This window comes from Streptomyces sp. NPDC016469, from assembly GCF_040632905.1.
Classification (GTDB): domain Bacteria; phylum Actinomycetota; class Actinomycetes; order Streptomycetales; family Streptomycetaceae; genus Streptomyces.
The window spans coordinates 168,716-187,915 of the sequence record NZ_JBEYCQ010000011.1 but is presented as its reverse complement, the minus strand read 5'-3'; the positions used below and the strand labels follow the sequence as shown (position 1 = coordinate 187,915).

The window sequence follows — 19,200 nt, the reverse complement described above, 5'->3', positions numbered from 1 at the left end:
CGACGATGACCGAGGCGCAGGAATCCGAGTTCGGCGGGCCTTCGGTGCCGCAGACCCGCACGGCGCGCCACCGCCGGATCGTGGACATCCTCAACCGGCAGCCGGTGCGCTCGCAGAGCCAGCTGGCCAAGCTCCTCGCGGACGACGGGCTGAGCGTCACCCAGGCGACGCTCTCCCGGGACCTGGACGAACTGGGGGCGGTGAAGATCCGCAACACCGGCGGCGAGCTGATCTACGCGGTGCCGAGCGAGGGCGGTTTCCGCACCCCGCAGGCGCCGCTGGGCGGCTCCGCCAAGGAGGAGCGGATGCGCCGGCTCTCCGCCGAGCTGCTGATCTCGGCGGAGGCTTCGGCCAACCTGGTGGTGCTGCGTACGCCGCCGGGCGCCGCGCAGTTCCTCGCCTCGGCCATCGACCAGGCCGAACTGCACGACATCCTCGGCACCATCGCGGGCGACGACACGCTCATGCTGATCAGCCGCGATCCGTCCGGCGGGCAGGAGCTCGCCGACCATCTGCTGCGGCTGGCGCAGAACGAGCGTTAGGACCCGGCCGGCGGGGACGCCGCGGAGGCCGGGCGGCATCCGCCGGACGGCCTCCCGGTGGTGTGCGGTGGCCGGGCGGCCCGGCCGAAGGTGCCGGGCGGGGCGTTCAGTCCGCGGTGAGGCCGGCGAACGCTTCGGTCGTGAGCTCCTGCAGCTCCGCGAGCGGGACGTCACGGAGACGCTGAGTGAGCCCCCACCGATGACCGAAGGGGTCGAGCAGCTGGCCTTCCCGCTCGCCCCAGAAGGCATCGCCCAGCGGCCGGATCACGGTGGCTCCGGCACCGACCGCCCGCTGCCAGGCGTCATCGACGTCGTCGACGTGCAGATAGAGGGCGCCATAGGTGCCGCCGAAGTGCTGCGGACCGTAGGAATCCATTTCGGGGAACTCGTCGGCCAGCATCAGGGTGACCGGCCCGACCCGGACCTGGACGTGGATCAGCCGGCCGCCGGGGACCTCCAGCCTGGTGAGCTCCTCGGCTCCGAATGCCTGTCGGTACCAGGCGGACGCCTCGTCCGCGCCGCGCACGGTCAGGTGCAGGGTGAGGGAGTGGAACGACATCGGTGCTTCCTTTCCTGGAATCCGGATCGGACCGGTCCGGGCGCCGCGTCTCCGCGCGCCGGCGGTCCGGCTGTTCGACGTTTCCGCAGCGGCGCTTGTCAGGAGGCAGGCCGGCGAGAGCCTCACCTCCACGGCCGCAGCTTGTCCGGGTTGCGGATCGCCCAGATGCGCAGGATGCGGGACTCCTCGATGTCGAACGCGTACACCGACAGCACCTGATCGCCGTCCATCGCGACGAGTCCGGGCTGCCCGTTGACGGTCCGCTCGCGGAGGTCCAGCCGGCCGGCGAGGCCCGCCAGACGCACCAGGAACTCCGCGACCCGGAGATGGCCCCGGAGCGGCGTCGGCGAGGCCGTCGCGCGACCGCCCCCGTCGGCGACCGCGACGACCGACGGGTCGAGGAGCCGTACCAGGGCGTCCACGTCCTTGGCCTGCCACGCCTGCCGGAACTCGCCCACCACGAAGGAACGCTGCCGGGTCCGCGCCCCGCCGGTGCGGGCGGCGGCCACGCGCCGGCGCGCCGAGGAGGCGAGCTCGCGGCAGGCCCCCGGGGTGCGGCCGACGATCTCCGCGACCTCGTTGAACGGCACCCGGAACACGTCGTGCAGCATGAAGGCGACGCGTTCGGCCGGTGTCATCGCGTCGAGCACGACCAGAAACGCCATCTCGACGGACTCGTCCAGCGTGATGTGGTCGGCGGGATCCCTCGCCGTGGATCCGTGGGACATGCCGGGCCACTCGGCCCGTGCCGGCACCGGCTCCGGAATCCACTCACCGACGTACCGCTCCCGGCGCAGCCGCGCCGAACGGAGCTGGTCCATGCAGATGCGGCTCACGACGGTGGTCAGCCAGGCCGCGGGTTTCGCGACGGCGGCCCGGCGCTCCGCGGACTGCGCGAACCAACGGGCGTACGCCTCCTGGACGGCGTCCTCCGCCTCCGTCAGCGAGCCGAGCAGGCGGTACGCGAGATTCGCGAGGTTGCGCCGTTCCGAGAGGAGCGGTTCGTCCCCGGGGCCCGCCGCGGCATCCTCGTTCCCGTCCGTGATCTCCATGGGTCAGCGCCTTCCAGTCGTCACGTGAGCATCCTCCGTGAGAGACGACGGACCAGCCCCCGCGGATGTCAGGCGGCCACGCGGCGCCGCCCGGCTCCTGACGATCGGGGCCCCTGCCGCGTCGGTACGGGTGCGGGCACGGCGGCCGGCCACGACGGCGACCGCCTGCCCGTGTCCGACGCAGGAATCGCGACAGGAGGACACGGCATGACCAGGATCGGCATCGTCATCGGCAGCACCCGTCCGGGGCGGCTCGCCCCGCAGGTGGCGGGGTGGGTGCACGAAGTCGCAGCGCGGAGGGCCGATGCCGCGTTCGAGCTCGTCGATCTCGCCGAGTTCCGGCTCCCCCTCTTCGACCAGGCCGTTCCCCCCGCCATGGGAGGAACCGGAGGACCAGGGGCACAGGCATGGGTGCGGACGGTCGAGTCGTTCGACGGGTTCGTGTTCGTCACGCCGGAGTACAACAGCCAGCTGCCCGCCGCGCTCAAGAACGCCATCGACTTCGTGCACGCCGGCTGGGCGGACAAGGCCGCCGGGATCGTCGCCTACGGGGTCGCCGGCGGCGCGGGGTCCACGGCCCAGTTGCGGCAGCTGTGCGGTCTGCTCGGGCTCGCCGACGTGCAGGCCCAGGTCTCTCTTCACCTGGCCACGGACTTCGAGGACTTCAGGGTGTTCGCGCCGGCCGCGTCCCGGACGCACTCGCTGGAGGACCTGCTCGACCGCGTAGTCGGCTGGACCACGGCACTGGCCCCCCTGCGCCGCGCCCGCACGGCTTCCCCCGGCTGAGCCGCCTCCCCCCGACCGGTACAGAAGGAGACGAACGAGCATGCCCCATCTCACCGTCCACGCTCTCGAGTCGCAGATCGACGGCCACGAGAGCGACCTCATCGCCCGGCTCACCGGAGCGGTCACCTCCGTCTACGGGGAGCGGGCCCGCGATCCCGTGGTCGTACGACTCGTCGGACTCGCGGTCGGCCGCTGGGCGGTCGGCGGTGTGGCGCGCCAAGAGGTGGCGCCGACCGTGACGTTCGCCATCGGGGAGGACGCGTTCACCCGGACCGACGGGCCGCGGACCACGGCCCGGCTCGTCGCCGCGGTGACGGACGCGGTCGCGAGGACACTGGGAGAACACCACCGCGACGGGACGGTCGTCGACCTCGTCGCCACCCGCGCCGACCGCACCGCGGTCGGCGGCCGTCTCGTGAGCGACGGACCGGGCAGCGAGGCGGACGGGTGGCGGGACCGCGTCGAGATCGAGGCGCTCCGCGCGGAGTTCACGGACGCGGCGATGATGAACGACCACGACCGACTCGCCTCGCTCTTCGTGCCGGACGGCGTCGTCCGCATCCCTGACGCCGGGATCGAGGCCGTCGGCCGCGACGGCATCCGAGGGCTCGGGCGGCGGCGTGAGGCCGGCTTCGACGTCTTCGTCCAGACGGCCCACCCCGGCGTCGTCACCGTCTCGGGGGACACCGCGACCGGGCGGGCCTGCCTCTCCGAGATCATCCGGCTGCGTGACGGCGCCTCGCACCTCAACTACGCGATCTACCACGACCGTTACCGGCGCACCCAGGAGGGCTGGCGCTTCGCCGAGCGTGCTTACGAGATCCGCTATCTGGACTCCACGCCGCTCGCCGGGGGGCCGGTCGGATCCGTGGCGGATCACGGCCGGCCGTCCCCGCCGCCCTCCCCGCGGGAGTCGTAGCGAGGAGCCGGGCGGCAAGGTCCGGTCGCGGGGAGCCGTCAGTAGTTGGTGATCGCGGTCGTGCCCCCTACGGTGCCGATCGCGATGTGCGGGGTGCGGGCCGGGTCGGCCCAGGCCAGGATGCGGTCCATCGCGTCCGCCGGTACGGAGACGCAACCGGCGGTCGCGCCGCTCCCGTTGACGTGCAGGAAGATCCCGGCGCCCCGGCCGCGCACCGGCTCGTCGTAGTTGAAGCCGATGACGAGCGCGCGGGCGTACTGCGTGGGGTACGCGGTGATCTGCTCGGACTCCGATGCCCGGCAGTCGGAGGGCAGCGGCTCGACCCAGCGGTTGTAGGCGGCGGCCTCGTTGTCCTCGCACCACCAGGACTTGGTGGTGGCCTGCCGGTACGAGTAGCGGGTGCCGGCGGGCGCGGCCTTGACCCCGAAGGCGTACGGCAGGTCGTACAGGCCGGTCGGTGTCGTGTAGGTGCTCTGCTGGCGGGTGCTGCCCTCGGTGAGCCCCTTCGAGCCGAACCGGGCGGCAGCGGTCCCGGCGGCGACCCACTTCCCGTCGCGCAGGTCCCACCAGGTGAGGGTGCCGGCGGTGGACGAGGTGGAGTCCGCCATGGCGGTGATCAGCTGGGTGCCGCCGCCCGTGTCGGCGAGCCGGGTCGGCAGCGGGGCGGTGGCCAGCGGGGGGCGGCCGGCGCCGACGACGGTGCCGAGGGCGAGCAGAACGGCGGCGGTTGTCACAAGTCTTCGCATGCCAGGGACTTTAGGCCGCGTTTCGTCCGACCGCCGCAAAAAAACGGTCCGTCAGCTGAAACGGGGCCGGCCCGCCGCCCGCAGCAGCCGTTGCGCCCCCACCCGCACCGCCCGGCGCGACTCCGGGGTGTCGCGCTCGCGCAGCCACTCCACCGGGAACTCGCCCGCGTGGGGGAGCAGGGCCCGGGCCGCCGCCCGTACGACGGCGGATGGCGGTTCGTCCAGCAACGGCGCCGGCCCCTCCCGCCGCACCGCGTCCAGCGCCCGCAGCCCGGTCACCGCCTGGGCGCGCACGGCCGGGTCCGGGTGACGGACCAGGTCCCACAGCGTGTCCGCGTCCTCGCGTCGGTCCCCGCACTCGCCGAGCCCGGCGGCGGCGCCCGGCGGGACCGCATCCCCGGTGCACAGCTCCCGGTGCAGCGGCAGCGGGTCGGGCTTCGTTCATGATCCCCCCAGGTGCTCCGGAGACCGACCGTACCGGCGGCCATGCGGCTCCGACACCTGCTTTGACAAAGCATGCAGTCGACTGCATAGTTATGCCTATTACTGATCGTGGCACTCCCGAGGAGCACGTAGTGAGCAACGGCAACGGCAACGGCGACGTACGTCTCTGGGGCGCCCGCTTCGCCGACGGACCGGCCGAGGCGCTGGCCCGGCTGTCCGCTTCCGTCCACTTCGACTGGCGCCTCGCGCCGTACGACATCGCCGGCTCCCGTGCCCACGCCCGCGTCCTCCACAAGGCCGGCCTGCTCACCGAGGACGAGCTGAACCGGATGATCGCCGGGCTCGACCAGCTCGAAGCGGATGTGGCCGACGGCTCCTTCACCGGCACCATCGCCGACGAGGACGTCCACACCGCCCTGGAGCGCGGCCTGCTGGAGCGGCTGGGCCCCGACCTCGGCGGCAAGCTGCGCGCCGGCCGGTCCCGCAACGACCAGATCGCCACGCTCTTCCGGATGTACCTGCGCGACCACGCCCGGATCATCGGCTCCCTGATCGCCGACCTCCAGGACGCCCTGGTCGGCCTCGCCGAGGCCCACCCGGACGTCGCCATGCCCGGCCGTACGCACCTCCAGCACGCTCAGCCGGTGCTCTTCGCCCACCATGTCCTGGCCCACGTGCAGTCCCTGTCCCGGGACGCGGAGCGGCTGCGGCAGTGGGACGAGCGGACCGCCGTCTCGCCGTACGGCTCCGGCGCGCTGGCCGGGTCCTCGCTGGGGCTCGACCCGGAGGCGGTCGCAGCCGACCTGGGCTTCGAGCGGGGCTCGGTGGGCAACTCGATCGACGGCACGGCGTCCCGGGACTTCGTCGCCGAGTTCGCGTTCGTCACCGCGATGATCGGCGTCAACCTCTCCCGGATCGCCGAGGAGATCATCATCTGGAACACGAAGGAGTTCTCCTTCGTCACCCTGCACGACGCCTTCTCGACCGGCTCCTCGATCATGCCGCAGAAGAAGAACCCGGACATCGCCGAGCTCGCCCGGGGCAAGTCGGGCCGGCTCATCGGCAACCTCACGGGTCTGATGGCCACGCTCAAGGCCCTCCCGCTCGCGTACAACCGCGACCTCCAGGAGGACAAGGAGCCGGTCTTCGACTCCTGCGACCAGCTGGAGGTCCTGCTCCCCGCGTTCACCGGCATGATGGCGACGCTCACCGTCAACCGGGAGCGCATGGAGGAGCTGGCCCCGGCCGGTTTCTCGCTCGCCACGGACATCGCGGAGTGGCTGGTCAAGAAGGGCGTGCCGTTCCGCGTCGCCCACGAGGTGGCCGGCGAGTGCGTCAAGGAGTGCGAGCACCACGGCATCGAGCTGGACGAGCTGACGGACGAGCAGTTCGCGAAGATCTCCGAGCACCTGACCCCGGAGGTCCGCACGGTCCTCAACGTGGCCGGCGCCCTCGCCTCCCGCAGCGGGCGGGGCGGCACCGCCCCCTCGGCCGTCGCCGTCCAGCTGGCCGAGGTCAAGGCCGACCTCGCCGTGCAGCACGCCTGGGCGGACGCGCGCAAGTAGTCGTCGACGCGTCGCGGGCTACGTTGGAGGGTGAGAGGTGTCCCCGTGTCCCCGGCGGGCGCGGGGGACTTCGGGGACACCCCACCGCGTCCCGCCCGACGACGAGGAGCCCGCGATGCCGTTCGCCCGACTGTCCGAAGCGACCACCCCCACCGCCCACATCGGGCTCGGCCTGGCCGCAGTCGGCCGGCCCGGCTACATCAACCTCCACCGCGACCGCGACCTGCCCGCCGGCCGCTCGCCCGACGCCCTGCGCGACCGTACGCACGAACTCCTCGACGCCGCCTACGCGCAGGGCGTCCGCTACTTCGACGCGGCCCGCTCCTACGGGCGCGCGGAGGAGTTCCTGGCCGGCTGGCTGGCCGCGCACCCCGAGGCGGACGACATCGTCGTCGGCAGCAAATGGGGCTACACCTACACCGCCGACTGGGGCCTCGACGCGGAGGTGCACGAGGTCAAGGACCACAGCATCGCCGCGTTCGAGCGCCAGCGCGCCGAGACCGCCGCGCTGCTCGGCGACCGGCTCGACCTCTACCAGATCCACTCGGTGACCCCGGACAGCCCGGCGCTCACCGACAAGGAGCTCCACGCCCGCCTCGCCGAACTGGCGGACCAGGGGGTCAGTGTCGGCCTGTCCACCAGCGGTCCCGCCCAGGCCGAGGCGATCCTCGCCGCGCTCGCCGTCACGGTCGACGGCGCCCCCCTCTTCCGTACGGTCCAGGCCACCTACAACGCGCTGGAGACCTCGGCGGGGCCCGCGCTCGCCGAGGCGCACGCCGCCGGGCTCACCGTCATCGTCAAGGAGGGCATGGCCAACGGCAGGCTGTCCGGCGACCAGGCGCCCGCCGTCGTGCGGGAGATCGCCGACGAGGAAGGGCTCGGGAGCGACGCGGTCGCCCTGGCGCTGGTGCTCCACCAGCCGTGGGCCGGCGTCGTGCTCTCCGGCGCGGCCACCGTCGCCCAGCTCTCCGGCAACCTCCACGCGACCGTACCCGTGCTCGACGAGGAACGGCGCGCCAGGCTGGAGGCCCTGGTGGAGGAGCCGGAGGCGTACTGGCGGCACCGCGCCTCGCTGCCCTGGAGCTGACGGCACAGGACACGGCCAACCCCGATGAGACGATGATGTCTCATTCGGGTTAGTGTTGTCCCATGACTCTTGATCGTGAGCAGGTGCTGCGCAGTGCCGCCGCCCTGCTGACCCGTAGATCCACCGCCACCATGGACGAGGTGGCCAAGGCGGCCGGTATCGGGCGCGCCACCCTGCACCGGCACTTCGCCGGGCGGGACGCCCTGGTCAGGGCGTTGGAGGAGCTGGGTATCCAGGAGTTCGAGGCCGCGCTCGACGCCGCCGGGATGGACGAGGGCACGAGCGAGGAGGCGCTGCGCCGGTTCGTCGTCGCCGTCGAGCCCAGCGCCGGACTGCTCTCGTTCCTCGTGACCGAGAACCAGCTCTTCGAGGGCGACGACCAGAACGCCGGCTGGGACCGGCTGGACGCCCGCGTCGCCGCCTTCTTCCGGCGCGGCCAGGAGCGCGGCGAATTCCGCATCGACCTGACCCCGGCCTGGCTGACCGAGGCGCTGTACGGGCTCATCGGGAGCGGGGCGTGGGCCGTTCAGGCGGGCCGGGTGGCCCCGCGGGACTTCCCGTACATGATCGCCGAGTTGCTGCTCGGCGGCGCACGCCGGAGCGTGGAGCAATGAGCAGTGTCGAAGAGCGCCCGGTGCCCCCCGTCGACCCGTACCGCCCCGGGCGGTGGATCGCGCTGGCCGTCCTCGTCCTCGCCGTGCTGCTGGTGGCCGTCGACGCGACCGTGCTCGGTCTGGCGACCCCGTTCCTCAGCGAGGACCTGGAGCCGACCGGCACCCAGCTGCTCTGGATCGGTGACGTCTACTCCTTCGTGATCGCCGGGCTCCTGGTCTCCATGGGCAGCCTCGGTGACCGCATCGGCCGCAAGAAGCTGCTGCTCTGCGGCGCCACCGCCTTCGGCGCGGTCTCGGTGCTCAACGCCTACGCGCACACGCCCGAGATGATGATCGTGGCGCGGGCGCTGCTCGGCGTCGCGGGCGCCACCCTGATGCCGTCCACCCTCGCCCTGATCCGCAACCTCTTCCACGACCCCCGCGAGCGCAGCCTCGCCATCGGCATCTGGGGCGCCATGGCCTCGGCCGGTGCGGCCGTCGGGCCGGTCGTCGGCGGCTTCCTCCTCGAACACTTCTGGTGGGGATCGGTCTTCCTGATCAACCTCCCCGTCATGGCGGTGCTCGTGGCGGTCGGGATCAAGATGATCCCCGAATCGAAGAACCCGGCGCCCGGGCCGTGGGACCTGCCGAGCGTGGGCCTCTCACTGGTCGGCATGATCGGGGTCGTCTACGCCGTCAAGGAGATGGCCGCGCACGGCCCGAGCTGGACCTCCGCCCTGGTGGGCGTCGCCGGCCTGCTGGCGCTGATCTGGTTCGTACGCCGTCAGTTCCGGCTCACCGCGCCGCTGCTGGACATGCGGCTCTTCCACCACCGCGGCTTCTCCGGCGCGGTCCTCGCCGACCTGCTGACCATCCTCGGCCTGTCCGGGATCGTCTTCTTCCTCTCCCAGTTCCTCCAGCTGGTCCAGGGCCGCGGACCACTGGAGGCCGGGCTCGCCGAACTGCCCGCCGCCGTGGGCGCGGTCACCGCGGGCCTGCTGGCGGGCACGGTCGCCCGGCGGTGCACCGTACGGGTGGTGGTGTCGGGCGGGCTCGGCGCGATCGGCCTGGCGCTGGCCGCGGTCGCCGCCGTCCACCGGGACACGGCCTACCCCCTGATCGGCGCGCTGCTCCTGATCGTCGGCGTGGGCGCGGGCTTCGCGTTCACCGTGACGTCCGACGTCATCCTCTCCAGCGTCCCCAAGGAGCACGCGGGCGCCGCCTCCGCGGTCTCCGAGACGGCGTACGAGCTGGGCGCGGCGCTCGGCATCGCGCTGCTCGGCTCCATCGTGACCGGCGCCTACAAGAGCTTCCAGGCCCCGCCGGGCACCCCGCCCGCCGTCTCGGACGCCGCGCACGAATCGCTCGGCGGCGCCGTGGAGTCCTCGCACCTGCTGCCGCCGCACGAAGCCCACGAGCTGGTCTCCTCGGCCCAGGACGCCTTCGTGGACGGGCTGCACCTCGCCTCGGTCATCGGCGCCGTCGTCCTGGTGGCGACGGCGGTCGCCGCCTGGTTCCTGCTGCGCGGACAGGAGCTGGAGGAGGGCATCGTCCACGAGTAGGACGCGCACGAGAGGGCCCGCTCGCCCCAGGCCGGGGAAAGCGGGCCCTCTCGTGCGTTCCGCCGGATCAGGCGGCCTTCGCCTTGGTCGCGTACATGTCCACGTACTCCTGGCCGGACAGCCGCATCACCTCGGCCATCACGGAGTCGGTCACCGCCCGCAGCACATAGCGGTCGCGGTCCATGCCCTCGTAGCGGGAGAACTCCATCGGCTCACCGAAGCGCACCGTGACCTTGCCCGGGCGGGGCAGACCCGAGCCGCCCGGCTGGAGCTTGTCCGTGCCGATCATCGCGAACGGCACCACCGGCGCGCCCGTCATCAGCGTCAGCCGCGCGATGCCCGTACGGCCCCGGTAGAGCCGGCCGTCGGGGGAGCGGGTGCCCTCCGGGTAGATCGCGAACGCCTTGCCCTCCTCCAGGATCCGCCGGCCCGTCATCAGCGCCGCGACACCGCCGCGCCCGCCGTCCCGGTCCACCGGGATCATGCCGACGCCCGTGAAGAACCAGGCCATCAGCCGCCCCTTGAGCCCCTTGCCCGTCACGTACTCGTCCTTGCCGATGAAGAACACCGGACGGTCGCAGCAGATCGGCATGATCATCGAGTCGATGAACGTCAGGTGGTTGCCCGCCAGGATCACCGGCCCGCTGCCCGGAATGTTCTCGATGCCCTCCATCCGGGGACGGAACATCAGGCGCAGGATCGGTCCGAGCACTGCCTTGATGAGTGCGAGACGGGACAACGCTTCCTCCGGTGTAGTGGCCGGGCCCGGCCGAGGCGACGGATGGTGAAGGTCCATGCAGGTGAGGACGATACTCGCGGGTACCGGCCGATCGCACATCGGTTCACGCATCGGATACGCCGTGTTGACATGTGTTCGCGCCATGTTCGTCCAGGTGCCGCCCCCAGGACCGTACCCCTGCCTACGCTCGATCCTCGCTCGACAGGTGCCGTACATCACATGCGAGGAGCATTCATGACAGAGCGTGCGCAGGCCGCGCCGGGACGCCGGACCGTCGTCGGGGCGGGGGCCGCCGTCCTCGGCACCGCCGCCCTGGGCGTCACCACAACGGCGCAGGCGGCCGACCGGAACGGCGGACACGGCGGCCACCGCCTCGACCTGCCGGTCCCGACCGTCATCGGCCACCGGGGCACCAGCGGCTACCGCCCCGAACACACGCTGGGCTCCTACCAGCTCGCCCTGGACATGGGTGCGCACATCATCGAGCAGGACCTCGTCCCCACCCGCGACGGCCACCTCGTCTGCCGCCACGAGAACGACATCACCGCCACCACCGACGTCTCCGCGCACCCCGAGTTCGCGAACCGCCGGACCACCAAGACCGTCGACGGCGTCTCGCTCACCGGCTGGTTCACCGAGGACTTCACCCTCGCCGAGCTGAAGACGCTCCGCGCCAAGGAGCGCATTCCGGCCAACCGCCAGAAGAACACGCTGTACGACGGCCGCTGGGAGGTCCCCACCTTCGAGGAGGTCCTGCGCTGGGCCGACCGGGAGGGCCGCCGCCGCGGGAAGCCCGTCTGGCTGTACGTCGAGACCAAGCACCCCAGCTACTTCCGGGGCCTCGGGCTCGGCCTGGAGGAACCGCTCGCCAAGCTGCTGCGCCGCTACGGACGCCACCGCGCCCAGTCCCCGGTGATCCTCCAGTCCTTCGAGCCCGGCAGCGTCCAGCGCCTGGCCCGGCTCGTCGCGACCCCGCGCATCGTCCTGCTCTCCGGCGCGGGCACCAGGCCCTGGGACTTCGAGGTGTCCGGCGACCCGCGCACCACGGACGACCTGGTGAAGCCGGCCGGCCTGAAGTGGATGGCCTCCTTCGCGCAGGGCATCGGCCCCACCCTGGACCTGGTCATCCCCAAGGACGCCGCCGGCCGGCTCACCGAGCCCACCACCCTGGTGCGCGACGCCCACGCGCAGGGCCTCGTCCTCCACCCGTACACGATGCGCAACGAGAACACCTTCCTGCCCGCCGACTTCCGGCGCGGCAGCGACCCCAACGCGTACGGCGACGCGTTCGGCGCGTTCGCGGCGTACTTCGCGACCGGGATCGACGGGATCTTCTCCGACAACCCGGACACCGCCCTGCTCGCGGCGGCGGACTTCGCGGCGAAGAAGTAGGACGGCGGGCCCGACTCCCCGTCAGCATCCCGCTCCCGTCACATCGCAGGGGAGTTGGCTATGTCACAGGGGAGTTTGGGCCCCATCCGTTCCCGATGCCTTGGATGTCTGCGCAGAATGCTCGCGGCGGAGGTTGTCGCTCCTGGACCGTGGGAAAGGAGCGGGAGACAACCGGCGGATCAGGTGAGCGGGAGGCATGCGCACATGGGCATGAGCGTGATCATCTCGGCGGCGGACGTGCGGGACGCCGAAGAGATTCTGAAGCTGCAGTACCTCTGTTTCCAGAGCGAGGCGGAGCTGTACGGCAATTACCGCATCGACCCGCTCGTCCAGACCCTCGACTCGGTGCGGGCCGAGATCGCGGAGAACCTGGTCTACGTGGCGCGGCTCGGCGACGAGGTCGTCGGCTCGGTGCGGGGCTCGATCGACGAGGAGGGCGCGGGCCGGATCGGCAAGCTCTGCGTCCACCCCCGCCTGCGGGGCCACGGCCTCGGCGCCCGGCTGCTGCGGGCGGCGGAGGCGGGCCTCGCCGACGAGCGGGCGGCCACCCGCTTCCGGCTGCACACCGGCCACCGCAGCGAGGGCAACCTGAGGCTCTACCGGCGCGCGGGATACGCCGCCGTGGGCAACGCGACCGGCAGCGACGGGGTCATGATGATCCTGCTGGAGAAGGAGGCCCCGGCGCCCACCGCGTACGTGGCCAGCGCCTAGCCGTTCCCGTACAGCGAGCGCCGCGCCCCGGCCGTCAAGCGGTCCGGGCGCGGCGCAGCCACATCATCCCGGTGACCGGCAGGATCACCGGGATGAACAGGTAGTCCCGGCCGCAGTACGACCACACGGTCGCGTCGGCGAACGCGGACGGCTCCACCAGCGTCCACGTCCCGACGATCAGCACCCCGGCCAGCTCGGCCGCGCAGCACACCAGCGCCGTCCGGCGCGCCCGCTCGCCGCCGCGCACCAGCGAGTACGTGATGAAGCCGTAGACGACCGCGGCGACCGCCGACAGCACGTACGCCAGGGGCGCGCGGCCGAAGTCCAGGATCATCTGGACGATCGAACGGGACGCCGCCGCCACGGTGAACACGCCGTAGAACCAGACGAGGACCCGGCCGGGACCGGTGCCGAGGTCGAAGGGCCGCTTCTCGCCGGCCGTCGCCTGCGTGGTGTCGGTGTCGGTCACGGTCAGCTTCCCCAGATGTCGTAGAGCCGTACTTCGAGGACGGCCAGGACGACCGCGCCCGCCGCCACCGTCACCGAGCCCCAGCGGGTCCGCTCGCTCAGCGACAGGAACCCCGCCGCCGGCACGGCGAGGAATGCCCCGGCGAGGTACGCGATGAAGATGGTCATGCCCTGCTCGGGCCGCTCCCCGCGGGTCAGCTGCACGATGCCCGTGACCAGCTGCGCCAGCGCCAGCAGCGAGACGGCGGCCATGCCGATGAAGTGCCAGTCCTTGGTGGGCTGGTCCCGGTAGGCGGCGTATCCGCACCAGGCGGCGAGGGCGAGGGCGGCCACGGCGACCGCGACCGTCAGGGCGTCGAGCATGAGCCGAGGGTATTACGGCGCGCCGGACCCGCGGTCCTCGCCCCCGGTTCGCCGGGGATCGTGGCCTTGACCACAGGGTGCGCTGCTTCCGGGCGCCGGGGGTGTGGCGTGGCCGGGGCCCCTACGAGGGCATCGCCGCAGGTCAGAGCGGTGTGGCTGGAAAGCTTCGGCCGACACGAGACCGTCGCGCCGCCCCATCCATGACTGTCCGCTATTCGGACAATCGGTCCGGCGGCGAACTTGCGTCTGTTTTACTTGTGCCCATGACCACGACGAGCAGCCGCACCCTTGCGACCGAGGCGATCACGACGCCCGGTGCTCGTTGTATGGGTCGAATGCGCGCCTTCTGAGGGCCCACGACCGAGCCTCGCGCCCCGAAGCGAGACCCCTTCCCCCCGGCCGTCCGCACCCAGCGGAACGCGCCCGCACGGGCCCCGGCCCGCGGTGACCGCCGCGCCGGGACGCCCCGGGAAACCGCTCGGAACGTCCGATCGAAAACGTCCGGATCACCCGGACGCATGCCCCGTGCCCGGCGGACACCGCGCCGCGCACTCGACAGTGACGGAAACCCCTGTGATCACCACGACGGGCCTCACGAAGGTCTACCGTTCGCGCGACCGCGAGGTCACCGCCCTGGACGGCGTCGACCTCCACGTACGCGAGGGGGAGGTGTACGGCGTCATCGGCCGCAGCGGCGCCGGCAAGTCCTCCCTCATCCGCTGCGTCAACCTGCTGGAACGCCCCACCTCCGGCACCGTGACCGTGGCCGGCCAGGACCTCACCGCCCTCGCGGGCCGGGGCCGCCGGGCCGGCAAGGAACTGCGCGAGGCGCGCAGCCGCATCGGCATGGTCTTCCAGCACTTCAACCTGCTGGCCTCCCGCACCGTGCAGCGCAACATCGAACTCCCCCTGGAGATACTCGGCGTCACCGGCCGCGAGCGCTCCCGCAAGGCCCTCGAACTCCTCGACCTCGTCGGCCTCGCCGACAAGGCCAAGTCCTACCCCGGCCAGCTCTCCGGCGGCCAGAAGCAGCGCGTCGGCATCGCCCGCGCCCTCGCAGGCGACCCCAAGGTGCTCCTGTCCGACGAGGCGACCTCCGCCCTGGACCCCGAGACCACCCGCTCCATCCTCCAGCTCCTGCGCGACCTCAACCAGCAGCTCGGGCTCACCGTCCTGCTCATCACGCACGAGATGGACGTCGTCAAGACCGTCTGCGACTCCGCCGCGCTGATGCGGGGCGGCCGGGTGGTCGAGTCCGGCACCGTCGGCGAGCTGCTCGCCACCCCCGGCTCCGAGCTGGCCCACGAGCTGTTCCCCGTCGGCGGCACCGCCTCGGCGCCCGACCGCACCGTCGTGGACGTCACCTTCCACGGCGAGGCCGCCGCCCGCCCGGTGATCTCGCAGCTCTCCCGTACCTACAACATCGACATCTCGATCCTCGGCGCCGCCATGGACACCGTGGGCGGCAAGCAGATCGGGCGCATGCGCATCGAACTGCCCGGCCGGTTCGAGGAGAACGTCGTCCCGATCGGCTTCCTGCGCGAACAGGGCCTCCAGGCCGAGGTCGTGGACGCCACCCCCGTTTCCGTACCCGCACCGCTCACCAAGGAGGTGGCGAAGTGACCTGGTCCGAAATGCAGCCGCTGCTGACGCAGGGCACCGTCGACACCCTCTACATGGTGCTGTGGTCCGCCCTCGTCACCGTCCTGGTCGGACTGCCCCTCGGCGTCCTGCTCGTCCTCACCGACAAGGGCGGACTGCTCCAGAACACCCCGGTGAACAAGGTCGTCGGCGTGATCGTGAACATCGGCCGCTCGCTGCCGTTCATCATCCTGCTGATCGCGCTGATCCCGTTCACCACCTGGGTCGTCGGCACCTTCATCGGGCCCACCGCGATGATCGTGCCGCTCGCCGTCGGCGCCATCCCGTTCTTCGCCCGGCTCGTCGAGACGGCGGTCCGCGAGGTCGACCACGGGCTCGTGGAGGCCGTCCAGTCCATGGGCGGCTCCATCCCGACGATCGTCCGCAAGGTCCTCCTCCCGCAGGCCCTGCCCTCCCTGGTCTCCGGCATCACCACCACCGTCATCGTGCTCATCGGCTACTCCGCGATGGCCGGCGCGGTCGGCGGCGAGGGGCTCGGCTCCAAGGCCGTCACCTACGGATTCCAGCGCTTCGACAACCGGTTCATGCTGATCACGGTCGCGCTGCTGATCGTCATCGTGACCCTCGTCCAGCTGATCGGCGACCTCGCCGTCCGCCTGCTGGCCCGCCGCGGCCGCACCTCCTGACTTCTCCTCCCCACCAAGCCCGCACTCCTTGTCCGGGCGCACCACCATCACCACCTGAAAGAGGCACTTTTCGTGCGTACCAGCATCAAGATCACCGCCGCCGCCGCGGCCACCACCGCCCTCGCCCTCGGCCTCACCGCCTGCGGCACCGACTCCGACCCGTCGGCCAAGAGCGGCACCGACACCGACGTCTCCAAGACCCTCGTCGTCGCCGCGTCCCCGACGCCGCACGCCGACATCCTCGGCTTCGTCAAGAAGAACCTCGCCGACAAGGCCGGCCTCAAGCTGGAGGTCAAGGAGTTCACGGACTACGTTCTGCCGAACACCGCCACCGAGACCGGCCAGGTCGACGCCAACTTCTTCCAGCACCAGCCCTACCTGGACGACTTCAACAAGAAGAACGACACCCACCTGGTCTCCGTCGGCACCGTCCACCTCGAACCCCTCGGCCTCTACTCCAAGAAGGTCAAGGGCCTCGACTCCATCAAGGCCGGCCAGACCATCGCCGTCCCCAACGACACCACCAACGAGGGCCGCGCACTCCAGCTGCTCGCGGAGAACAACCTCATCACCCTCAAGGCGGGTGTCGGCACCAGCGCCAAGCTGAGCGACATCACCGACAAGAAGGGCCTGGAGTTCAAGGAGCTGGAGGCCGCGACGGTCCCGCGCGCCCTCAACGACGTGGACGCCGCCGTCATCAACGGCAACTACGCCATCGAGGCCAAGCTGAAGCCCTCGAAGGACGCACTCGTCCTGGAGAAGGCCGACGGCAACCCGTACGCCAACATCGTCGCCGTCAAGAAGGGCGACGAGAAGGACCCCCGCGTCCAGAAGCTCGTGAAGCTCCTCCACTCCGACGAGGTCAAGAAGTTCATCGAGGACACCTACCAGGGCTCGGTCGTCCCCGCCTTCGGTGACGCCAAGTCCTGACCCGTACGCCCCACTTGCGCAAGGAGCCCCGCACACCCCGACCAGGGGGTGCGGGGCTCCGCCGTACCCACCCGGCCATGCACGCGCCCCCCGCGATGCTGCATGCTGTGCATTTACACGGTCTTCGGCATGGAGCTGCGCATGACTTCCACCTTCCCGGACATCTCCATCAGCACGGACCGGCTGGTGCTGCGCCCATTCGACATGGCGGACATCCCCGCGTACATCGAGATGATGAACGACGAGCTGGTCATCGCCTGGACCGACGCGCCCCACCCCTACACCCAGGTCGACGCCGAACGCTGGGTGCGCAGAATCGCTCCGGCACACCGCACCAAGGGCGACGGGATCGCCCTGGCCGTCACCGAGTTCCTCACCCAGCGCCTCGTCGGCTCCGTACGGCTCCGCAACACCGACTGGCGCACCCTGTCCACCGAGGCCGCCTACATCACCGCCCCCTGGGCCCGCGGCGAGGGCTACGCCACCGAGTCCGTGCTCGCCGTCGCCCAGTGGCTCTTCCGCGACCAGGGCTTCGAACGCATCGAACTGCGCACCGCCGCCGACAACACCGCCTCCCAGCAGGTCGCCCAGAAGCTCGGCTGCATCAGCGAGGGCGTCCTGCGCAACGCCCGCATATCGCGTACCCGGACCGAGAACGGCACGGACGGGGGATGGACCGACATCCGCACCGACCTCATCGTCTGGGGCCTGCTCCCCGAAGACCTGGAAGGCGTCGCCGAACAGCTCGCCGACGCCGGCGGATACGGCACCTACAACGACTGGAACTGACCCGCGCCGGGGCCCCGGCACCGGGCCGGAGGCGACCGGGTAACCTCACCCTGCCTGCTCCCGGGCAACCCGCCCCCGCCTGCGACGACTCCAGGAGAATGACACCAAGATGGCCGACCGGGTCACAGTGATCGGCTGGGACGGCTCGCCGCTGACCAGAGCGGCCACCGCAGCGCTCTCGGCCGCCACCCTGGTCGCCGGAGCCGCCCACCACCTCGCCCTGCCGGAAGTCCCCCGGAGCGCCGAACGCATCCGCCTCGGCTCCGTCGACCTCGCCGCCCGCCGGATCGCAGGCCACCGCGGCAGCGCCGTCGTCCTTGCCGACGGCGACCCCGGCTTCTTCGGCGTCGTCCGCACCCTGCGCGCCCCGCAGCACGGCCTGGAGGTCGAGGTCGTCCCGGCCGTCTCCTCCGTCGCCACCGCCTTCGCCCGCGCCGGCATGCCGTGGGAGGACGCCCAGACGGTCGTCGCCCACCCGCGCACCCTGCGCCGCGCCGTGAACGTCTGCCGCGCCCACCACAAGGTCGCCGTCCTCACCTCGCCCGGCGCCGGACCCGCCGAACTGGCCCTGCTCCTCGAAGGCGTCCACCGCACGTTCGTCATCTGCGAGGAGCTGGGCACCGACCGCGAACAGGTCACCGTCGTCACCTCGGACACCGCCGCCGACCACGTCTGGCGCGACCCCAACGTCGTCATCGTCATCGGCGGCGGCCCCGAACGGCAGGCCGACGGCGCCTGGATCGCCGGCCGCCACCCCGCCTACCCGCAGGGCGTACGGGGATGGGCCCTGCCCGCCGGCGCCTACCCGGACCCGGGCGCCCGCCCGACGGGGGAGAGCGGCGAGGGTGAGGGCCCCGTCCTGCGCGCCGCCCAGCTCGCCCACCTCGGCCCCCGCACCGGCGACCTCGTCTGGGACATCGGCTCCGGGGGCGGCGCGCTGGCCGTCGAGGCGGCCCGCTTCGGCGCGGCGGTCCTCGCCGTGGACAGCGACCCCGACGCCTGCGCCCGCACCACGGCCGCCGCCCGCGCCTTCGGCGTACAGCTCCAGGTCGTCGAGGGCCGCGCCCCGCACGTACTGGAACGGCTGCCCGAGCCCGATGTCGTACGCATCGGAGGCGGCGGTGTCCCCGTCGCCACCGCCGTCGCGGACCGCAGGCCGGAACGGATCGTCACGCACGCCTCCACCCGCGACGAGGCCGAGGCACTGAATGCCGCACTGGCCGGAAACGGCTACACCGTCGCCTGCTCGCTCCTCCAGTCCGTCGAACTCGACACGACTGCCTGGTCGGAGCGCGAACGCACGGTCGTCTTTCTGCTTTCCGCACTTCGTTCGGACCTTGCCCCCTGACCCGTCGGCAAGCGGTGCGAGGTAGGCTGGCCGATCGTCGCACCGCTCCCGGATGTTCGTCGCTTCGTTCGTCAATGTCCGGAAAAGAGGACCGTTTTGGTCCCCGTTGTGGTACGGCAGCACCCTGGGACGCGCAACGTGGCGCAGTCCACAGCGGGCCGTGGCGAAATGAGCTGCCGCGGCGGCGAACGACCGCGAGAATGCAGGATGTCCGCGACCGATTCGTGCCGCGCGGCGCGCCCGCTCGTTCCACCGGACGAGCACCGCGTGCCGTGTCGGGGCGTCCCGGGCGAAGGGCCGAAGAAGCACTGACGATG

Annotated in this window: 21 protein-coding genes; 14 read left to right on the top strand and 7 right to left on the bottom strand. The window is 71.8% G+C overall.

Features of this window, described 5'->3' with window-relative positions; translation table 11 throughout:
* The first annotated feature begins 5 nt into the window (after positions 1-5).
* Positions 6-542, top strand: a complete 537-nt coding sequence (locus tag ABZ565_RS15325) for an arginine repressor (protein ID WP_361025755.1) — start codon at positions 6-8, stop codon at positions 540-542.
* 106 nt (positions 543-648) lie between these two features.
* On the opposite strand, the gene ABZ565_RS15320 is transcribed toward ABZ565_RS15325, so the two are convergent.
* Entirely contained in the window at positions 649-1,101 is a 453-nt protein-coding gene (locus ABZ565_RS15320) for a VOC family protein (protein ID WP_361025752.1), read from the bottom strand.
* A 122-nt stretch (positions 1,102-1,223) separates the two neighbouring features.
* On the bottom strand, positions 1,224-2,153 hold the full coding sequence (sigJ, locus tag ABZ565_RS15315; protein ID WP_361025749.1) for an RNA polymerase sigma factor SigJ: 930 nt from the start codon (positions 2,151-2,153) through the stop codon (positions 1,224-1,226).
* A gap of 207 nt (positions 2,154-2,360) precedes the next feature.
* On the opposite strand from sigJ, the gene ABZ565_RS15310 reads away from it, so the two are divergent.
* Both ABZ565_RS15310 and ABZ565_RS15305 read left to right on the top strand, forming a co-directional pair.
* Positions 2,361-2,939, top strand: a complete 579-nt coding sequence (locus ABZ565_RS15310) for an NAD(P)H-dependent oxidoreductase (RefSeq protein WP_361025747.1) — start codon at positions 2,361-2,363, stop codon at positions 2,937-2,939.
* A 40-nt stretch (positions 2,940-2,979) separates the two neighbouring features.
* Entirely contained in the window at positions 2,980-3,858 is an 879-nt protein-coding gene (locus tag ABZ565_RS15305) for a nuclear transport factor 2 family protein (RefSeq protein ID WP_361025744.1), read from the top strand.
* A gap of 38 nt (positions 3,859-3,896) precedes the next feature.
* Here ABZ565_RS15305 and ABZ565_RS15300 read toward each other — a convergent pair whose 3' ends face one another.
* Complete coding sequence (locus tag ABZ565_RS15300) at positions 3,897-4,604, bottom strand: L,D-transpeptidase family protein (RefSeq protein ID WP_361025741.1); 708 nt, start codon at positions 4,602-4,604, stop codon at positions 3,897-3,899.
* Positions 4,605-4,655: 51 nt separating this feature from the next.
* Complete coding sequence (locus ABZ565_RS15295) at positions 4,656-4,898, bottom strand: hypothetical protein (protein ID WP_361025738.1); 243 nt, start codon at positions 4,896-4,898, stop codon at positions 4,656-4,658.
* 281 nt (positions 4,899-5,179) lie between these two features.
* Here ABZ565_RS15295 and argH point away from each other — a divergent pair, with 281 nt between their 5' ends.
* The 4 genes from argH to ABZ565_RS15275 all read left to right on the top strand — a co-directional run bounded on the left by argH (position 5,180) and on the right by ABZ565_RS15275 (position 9,855).
* Positions 5,180-6,613, top strand: coding sequence for an argininosuccinate lyase (gene argH / locus ABZ565_RS15290; RefSeq protein WP_361025735.1), 1,434 nt, complete (start codon positions 5,180-5,182; stop codon positions 6,611-6,613).
* A gap of 115 nt (positions 6,614-6,728) precedes the next feature.
* Positions 6,729-7,700, top strand: a complete 972-nt coding sequence (locus ABZ565_RS15285; RefSeq protein WP_361025732.1) for an aldo/keto reductase — start codon at positions 6,729-6,731, stop codon at positions 7,698-7,700.
* 62 nt (positions 7,701-7,762) lie between these two features.
* Complete coding sequence (locus tag ABZ565_RS15280) at positions 7,763-8,314, top strand: TetR/AcrR family transcriptional regulator (protein WP_361025729.1); 552 nt, start codon at positions 7,763-7,765, stop codon at positions 8,312-8,314.
* Entirely contained in the window at positions 8,311-9,855 is a 1,545-nt protein-coding gene (locus ABZ565_RS15275; RefSeq protein ID WP_361025726.1) for an MFS transporter, read from the top strand. Before ABZ565_RS15280 ends, ABZ565_RS15275 begins: the two co-directional genes overlap by 4 nt.
* Positions 9,856-9,922: 67 nt before the next feature.
* Here the strand turns inward: ABZ565_RS15275 and ABZ565_RS15270 are convergent, their stop codons facing one another.
* Positions 9,923-10,594 (bottom strand): lysophospholipid acyltransferase family protein, encoded by a 672-nt coding sequence (locus ABZ565_RS15270; RefSeq protein ID WP_073967842.1) that lies wholly within the window; start codon positions 10,592-10,594, stop codon positions 9,923-9,925.
* A gap of 234 nt (positions 10,595-10,828) precedes the next feature.
* Here ABZ565_RS15270 and ABZ565_RS15265 point away from each other — a divergent pair, with 234 nt between their 5' ends.
* Both ABZ565_RS15265 and ABZ565_RS15260 read left to right on the top strand, forming a co-directional pair.
* The gene (locus ABZ565_RS15265; protein ID WP_361025723.1) at positions 10,829-11,986 is read left to right on the top strand and encodes a glycerophosphodiester phosphodiesterase; all 1,158 of its coding nucleotides are present in this window, start codon (positions 10,829-10,831) and stop codon (positions 11,984-11,986) included.
* A 204-nt stretch (positions 11,987-12,190) separates the two neighbouring features.
* Positions 12,191-12,697 (top strand): GNAT family N-acetyltransferase, encoded by a 507-nt coding sequence (locus tag ABZ565_RS15260; RefSeq protein WP_361025720.1) that lies wholly within the window; start codon positions 12,191-12,193, stop codon positions 12,695-12,697.
* A gap of 34 nt (positions 12,698-12,731) precedes the next feature.
* Here ABZ565_RS15260 and ABZ565_RS15255 read toward each other — a convergent pair whose 3' ends face one another.
* Both ABZ565_RS15255 and ABZ565_RS15250 read right to left on the bottom strand, forming a co-directional pair.
* Positions 12,732-13,166 (bottom strand): hypothetical protein, encoded by a 435-nt coding sequence (locus ABZ565_RS15255; RefSeq protein WP_361025717.1) that lies wholly within the window; start codon positions 13,164-13,166, stop codon positions 12,732-12,734.
* A 2-nt stretch (positions 13,167-13,168) separates the two neighbouring features.
* Positions 13,169-13,528, bottom strand: a complete 360-nt coding sequence (locus ABZ565_RS15250; RefSeq protein WP_361025714.1) for a hypothetical protein — start codon at positions 13,526-13,528, stop codon at positions 13,169-13,171.
* Positions 13,529-14,101: 573 nt separating this feature from the next.
* Here ABZ565_RS15250 and ABZ565_RS15245 point away from each other — a divergent pair.
* From ABZ565_RS15245 to cbiE, 5 genes are all read left to right on the top strand, one after another.
* Positions 14,102-15,151 (top strand): ATP-binding cassette domain-containing protein, encoded by a 1,050-nt coding sequence (locus tag ABZ565_RS15245; protein ID WP_361025711.1) that lies wholly within the window; start codon positions 14,102-14,104, stop codon positions 15,149-15,151.
* Entirely contained in the window at positions 15,148-15,816 is a 669-nt protein-coding gene (locus tag ABZ565_RS15240; protein WP_360862422.1) for a methionine ABC transporter permease, read from the top strand. The genes ABZ565_RS15245 and ABZ565_RS15240 overlap by 4 nt, the downstream gene beginning before the upstream one ends.
* Before the next feature lie 72 nt (positions 15,817-15,888).
* Positions 15,889-16,746 (top strand): MetQ/NlpA family ABC transporter substrate-binding protein, encoded by an 858-nt coding sequence (locus tag ABZ565_RS15235; RefSeq protein ID WP_361025708.1) that lies wholly within the window; start codon positions 15,889-15,891, stop codon positions 16,744-16,746.
* 102 nt (positions 16,747-16,848) lie between these two features.
* Entirely contained in the window at positions 16,849-17,535 is a 687-nt protein-coding gene (locus tag ABZ565_RS15230) for a GNAT family N-acetyltransferase (protein ID WP_361025705.1), read from the top strand.
* Positions 17,536-17,644: 109 nt separating this feature from the next.
* Complete coding sequence (cbiE, locus tag ABZ565_RS15225; protein ID WP_361025702.1) at positions 17,645-18,883, top strand: precorrin-6y C5,15-methyltransferase (decarboxylating) subunit CbiE; 1,239 nt, start codon at positions 17,645-17,647, stop codon at positions 18,881-18,883.
* The last annotated feature ends 317 nt before the right edge of the window (positions 18,884-19,200 follow it).

Excerpts from the sequence above, each read along its gene's own strand:
- ABZ565_RS15325 (WP_361025755.1), top strand. The coding sequence starts at position 6 with ATGACCGAGGCGCAGGAATCCGAGTTCGGCGGGCCTTCGGTGCCGCAG.
- ABZ565_RS15320 (WP_361025752.1), bottom strand. The coding sequence starts at position 1,101 with ATGTCGTTCCACTCCCTCACCCTGCACCTGACCGTGCGCGGCGCGGAC.
- sigJ (WP_361025749.1), bottom strand. The coding sequence starts at position 2,153 with ATGGAGATCACGGACGGGAACGAGGATGCCGCGGCGGGCCCCGGGGAC.
- ABZ565_RS15310 (WP_361025747.1), top strand. The coding sequence starts at position 2,361 with ATGACCAGGATCGGCATCGTCATCGGCAGCACCCGTCCGGGGCGGCTC.
- ABZ565_RS15305 (WP_361025744.1), top strand. The coding sequence starts at position 2,980 with ATGCCCCATCTCACCGTCCACGCTCTCGAGTCGCAGATCGACGGCCAC.
- ABZ565_RS15300 (WP_361025741.1), bottom strand. The coding sequence starts at position 4,604 with ATGCGAAGACTTGTGACAACCGCCGCCGTTCTGCTCGCCCTCGGCACC.
- ABZ565_RS15285 (WP_361025732.1), top strand. The coding sequence starts at position 6,729 with ATGCCGTTCGCCCGACTGTCCGAAGCGACCACCCCCACCGCCCACATC.
- ABZ565_RS15280 (WP_361025729.1), top strand. The coding sequence starts at position 7,763 with ATGACTCTTGATCGTGAGCAGGTGCTGCGCAGTGCCGCCGCCCTGCTG.
- ABZ565_RS15275 (WP_361025726.1), top strand. The coding sequence starts at position 8,311 with ATGAGCAGTGTCGAAGAGCGCCCGGTGCCCCCCGTCGACCCGTACCGC.
- ABZ565_RS15265 (WP_361025723.1), top strand. The coding sequence starts at position 10,829 with ATGACAGAGCGTGCGCAGGCCGCGCCGGGACGCCGGACCGTCGTCGGG.
- ABZ565_RS15260 (WP_361025720.1), top strand. The coding sequence starts at position 12,191 with ATGGGCATGAGCGTGATCATCTCGGCGGCGGACGTGCGGGACGCCGAA.
- ABZ565_RS15250 (WP_361025714.1), bottom strand. The coding sequence starts at position 13,528 with ATGCTCGACGCCCTGACGGTCGCGGTCGCCGTGGCCGCCCTCGCCCTC.
- ABZ565_RS15230 (WP_361025705.1), top strand. The coding sequence starts at position 16,849 with ATGCTGTGCATTTACACGGTCTTCGGCATGGAGCTGCGCATGACTTCC.
- cbiE (WP_361025702.1), top strand. The coding sequence starts at position 17,645 with ATGGCCGACCGGGTCACAGTGATCGGCTGGGACGGCTCGCCGCTGACC.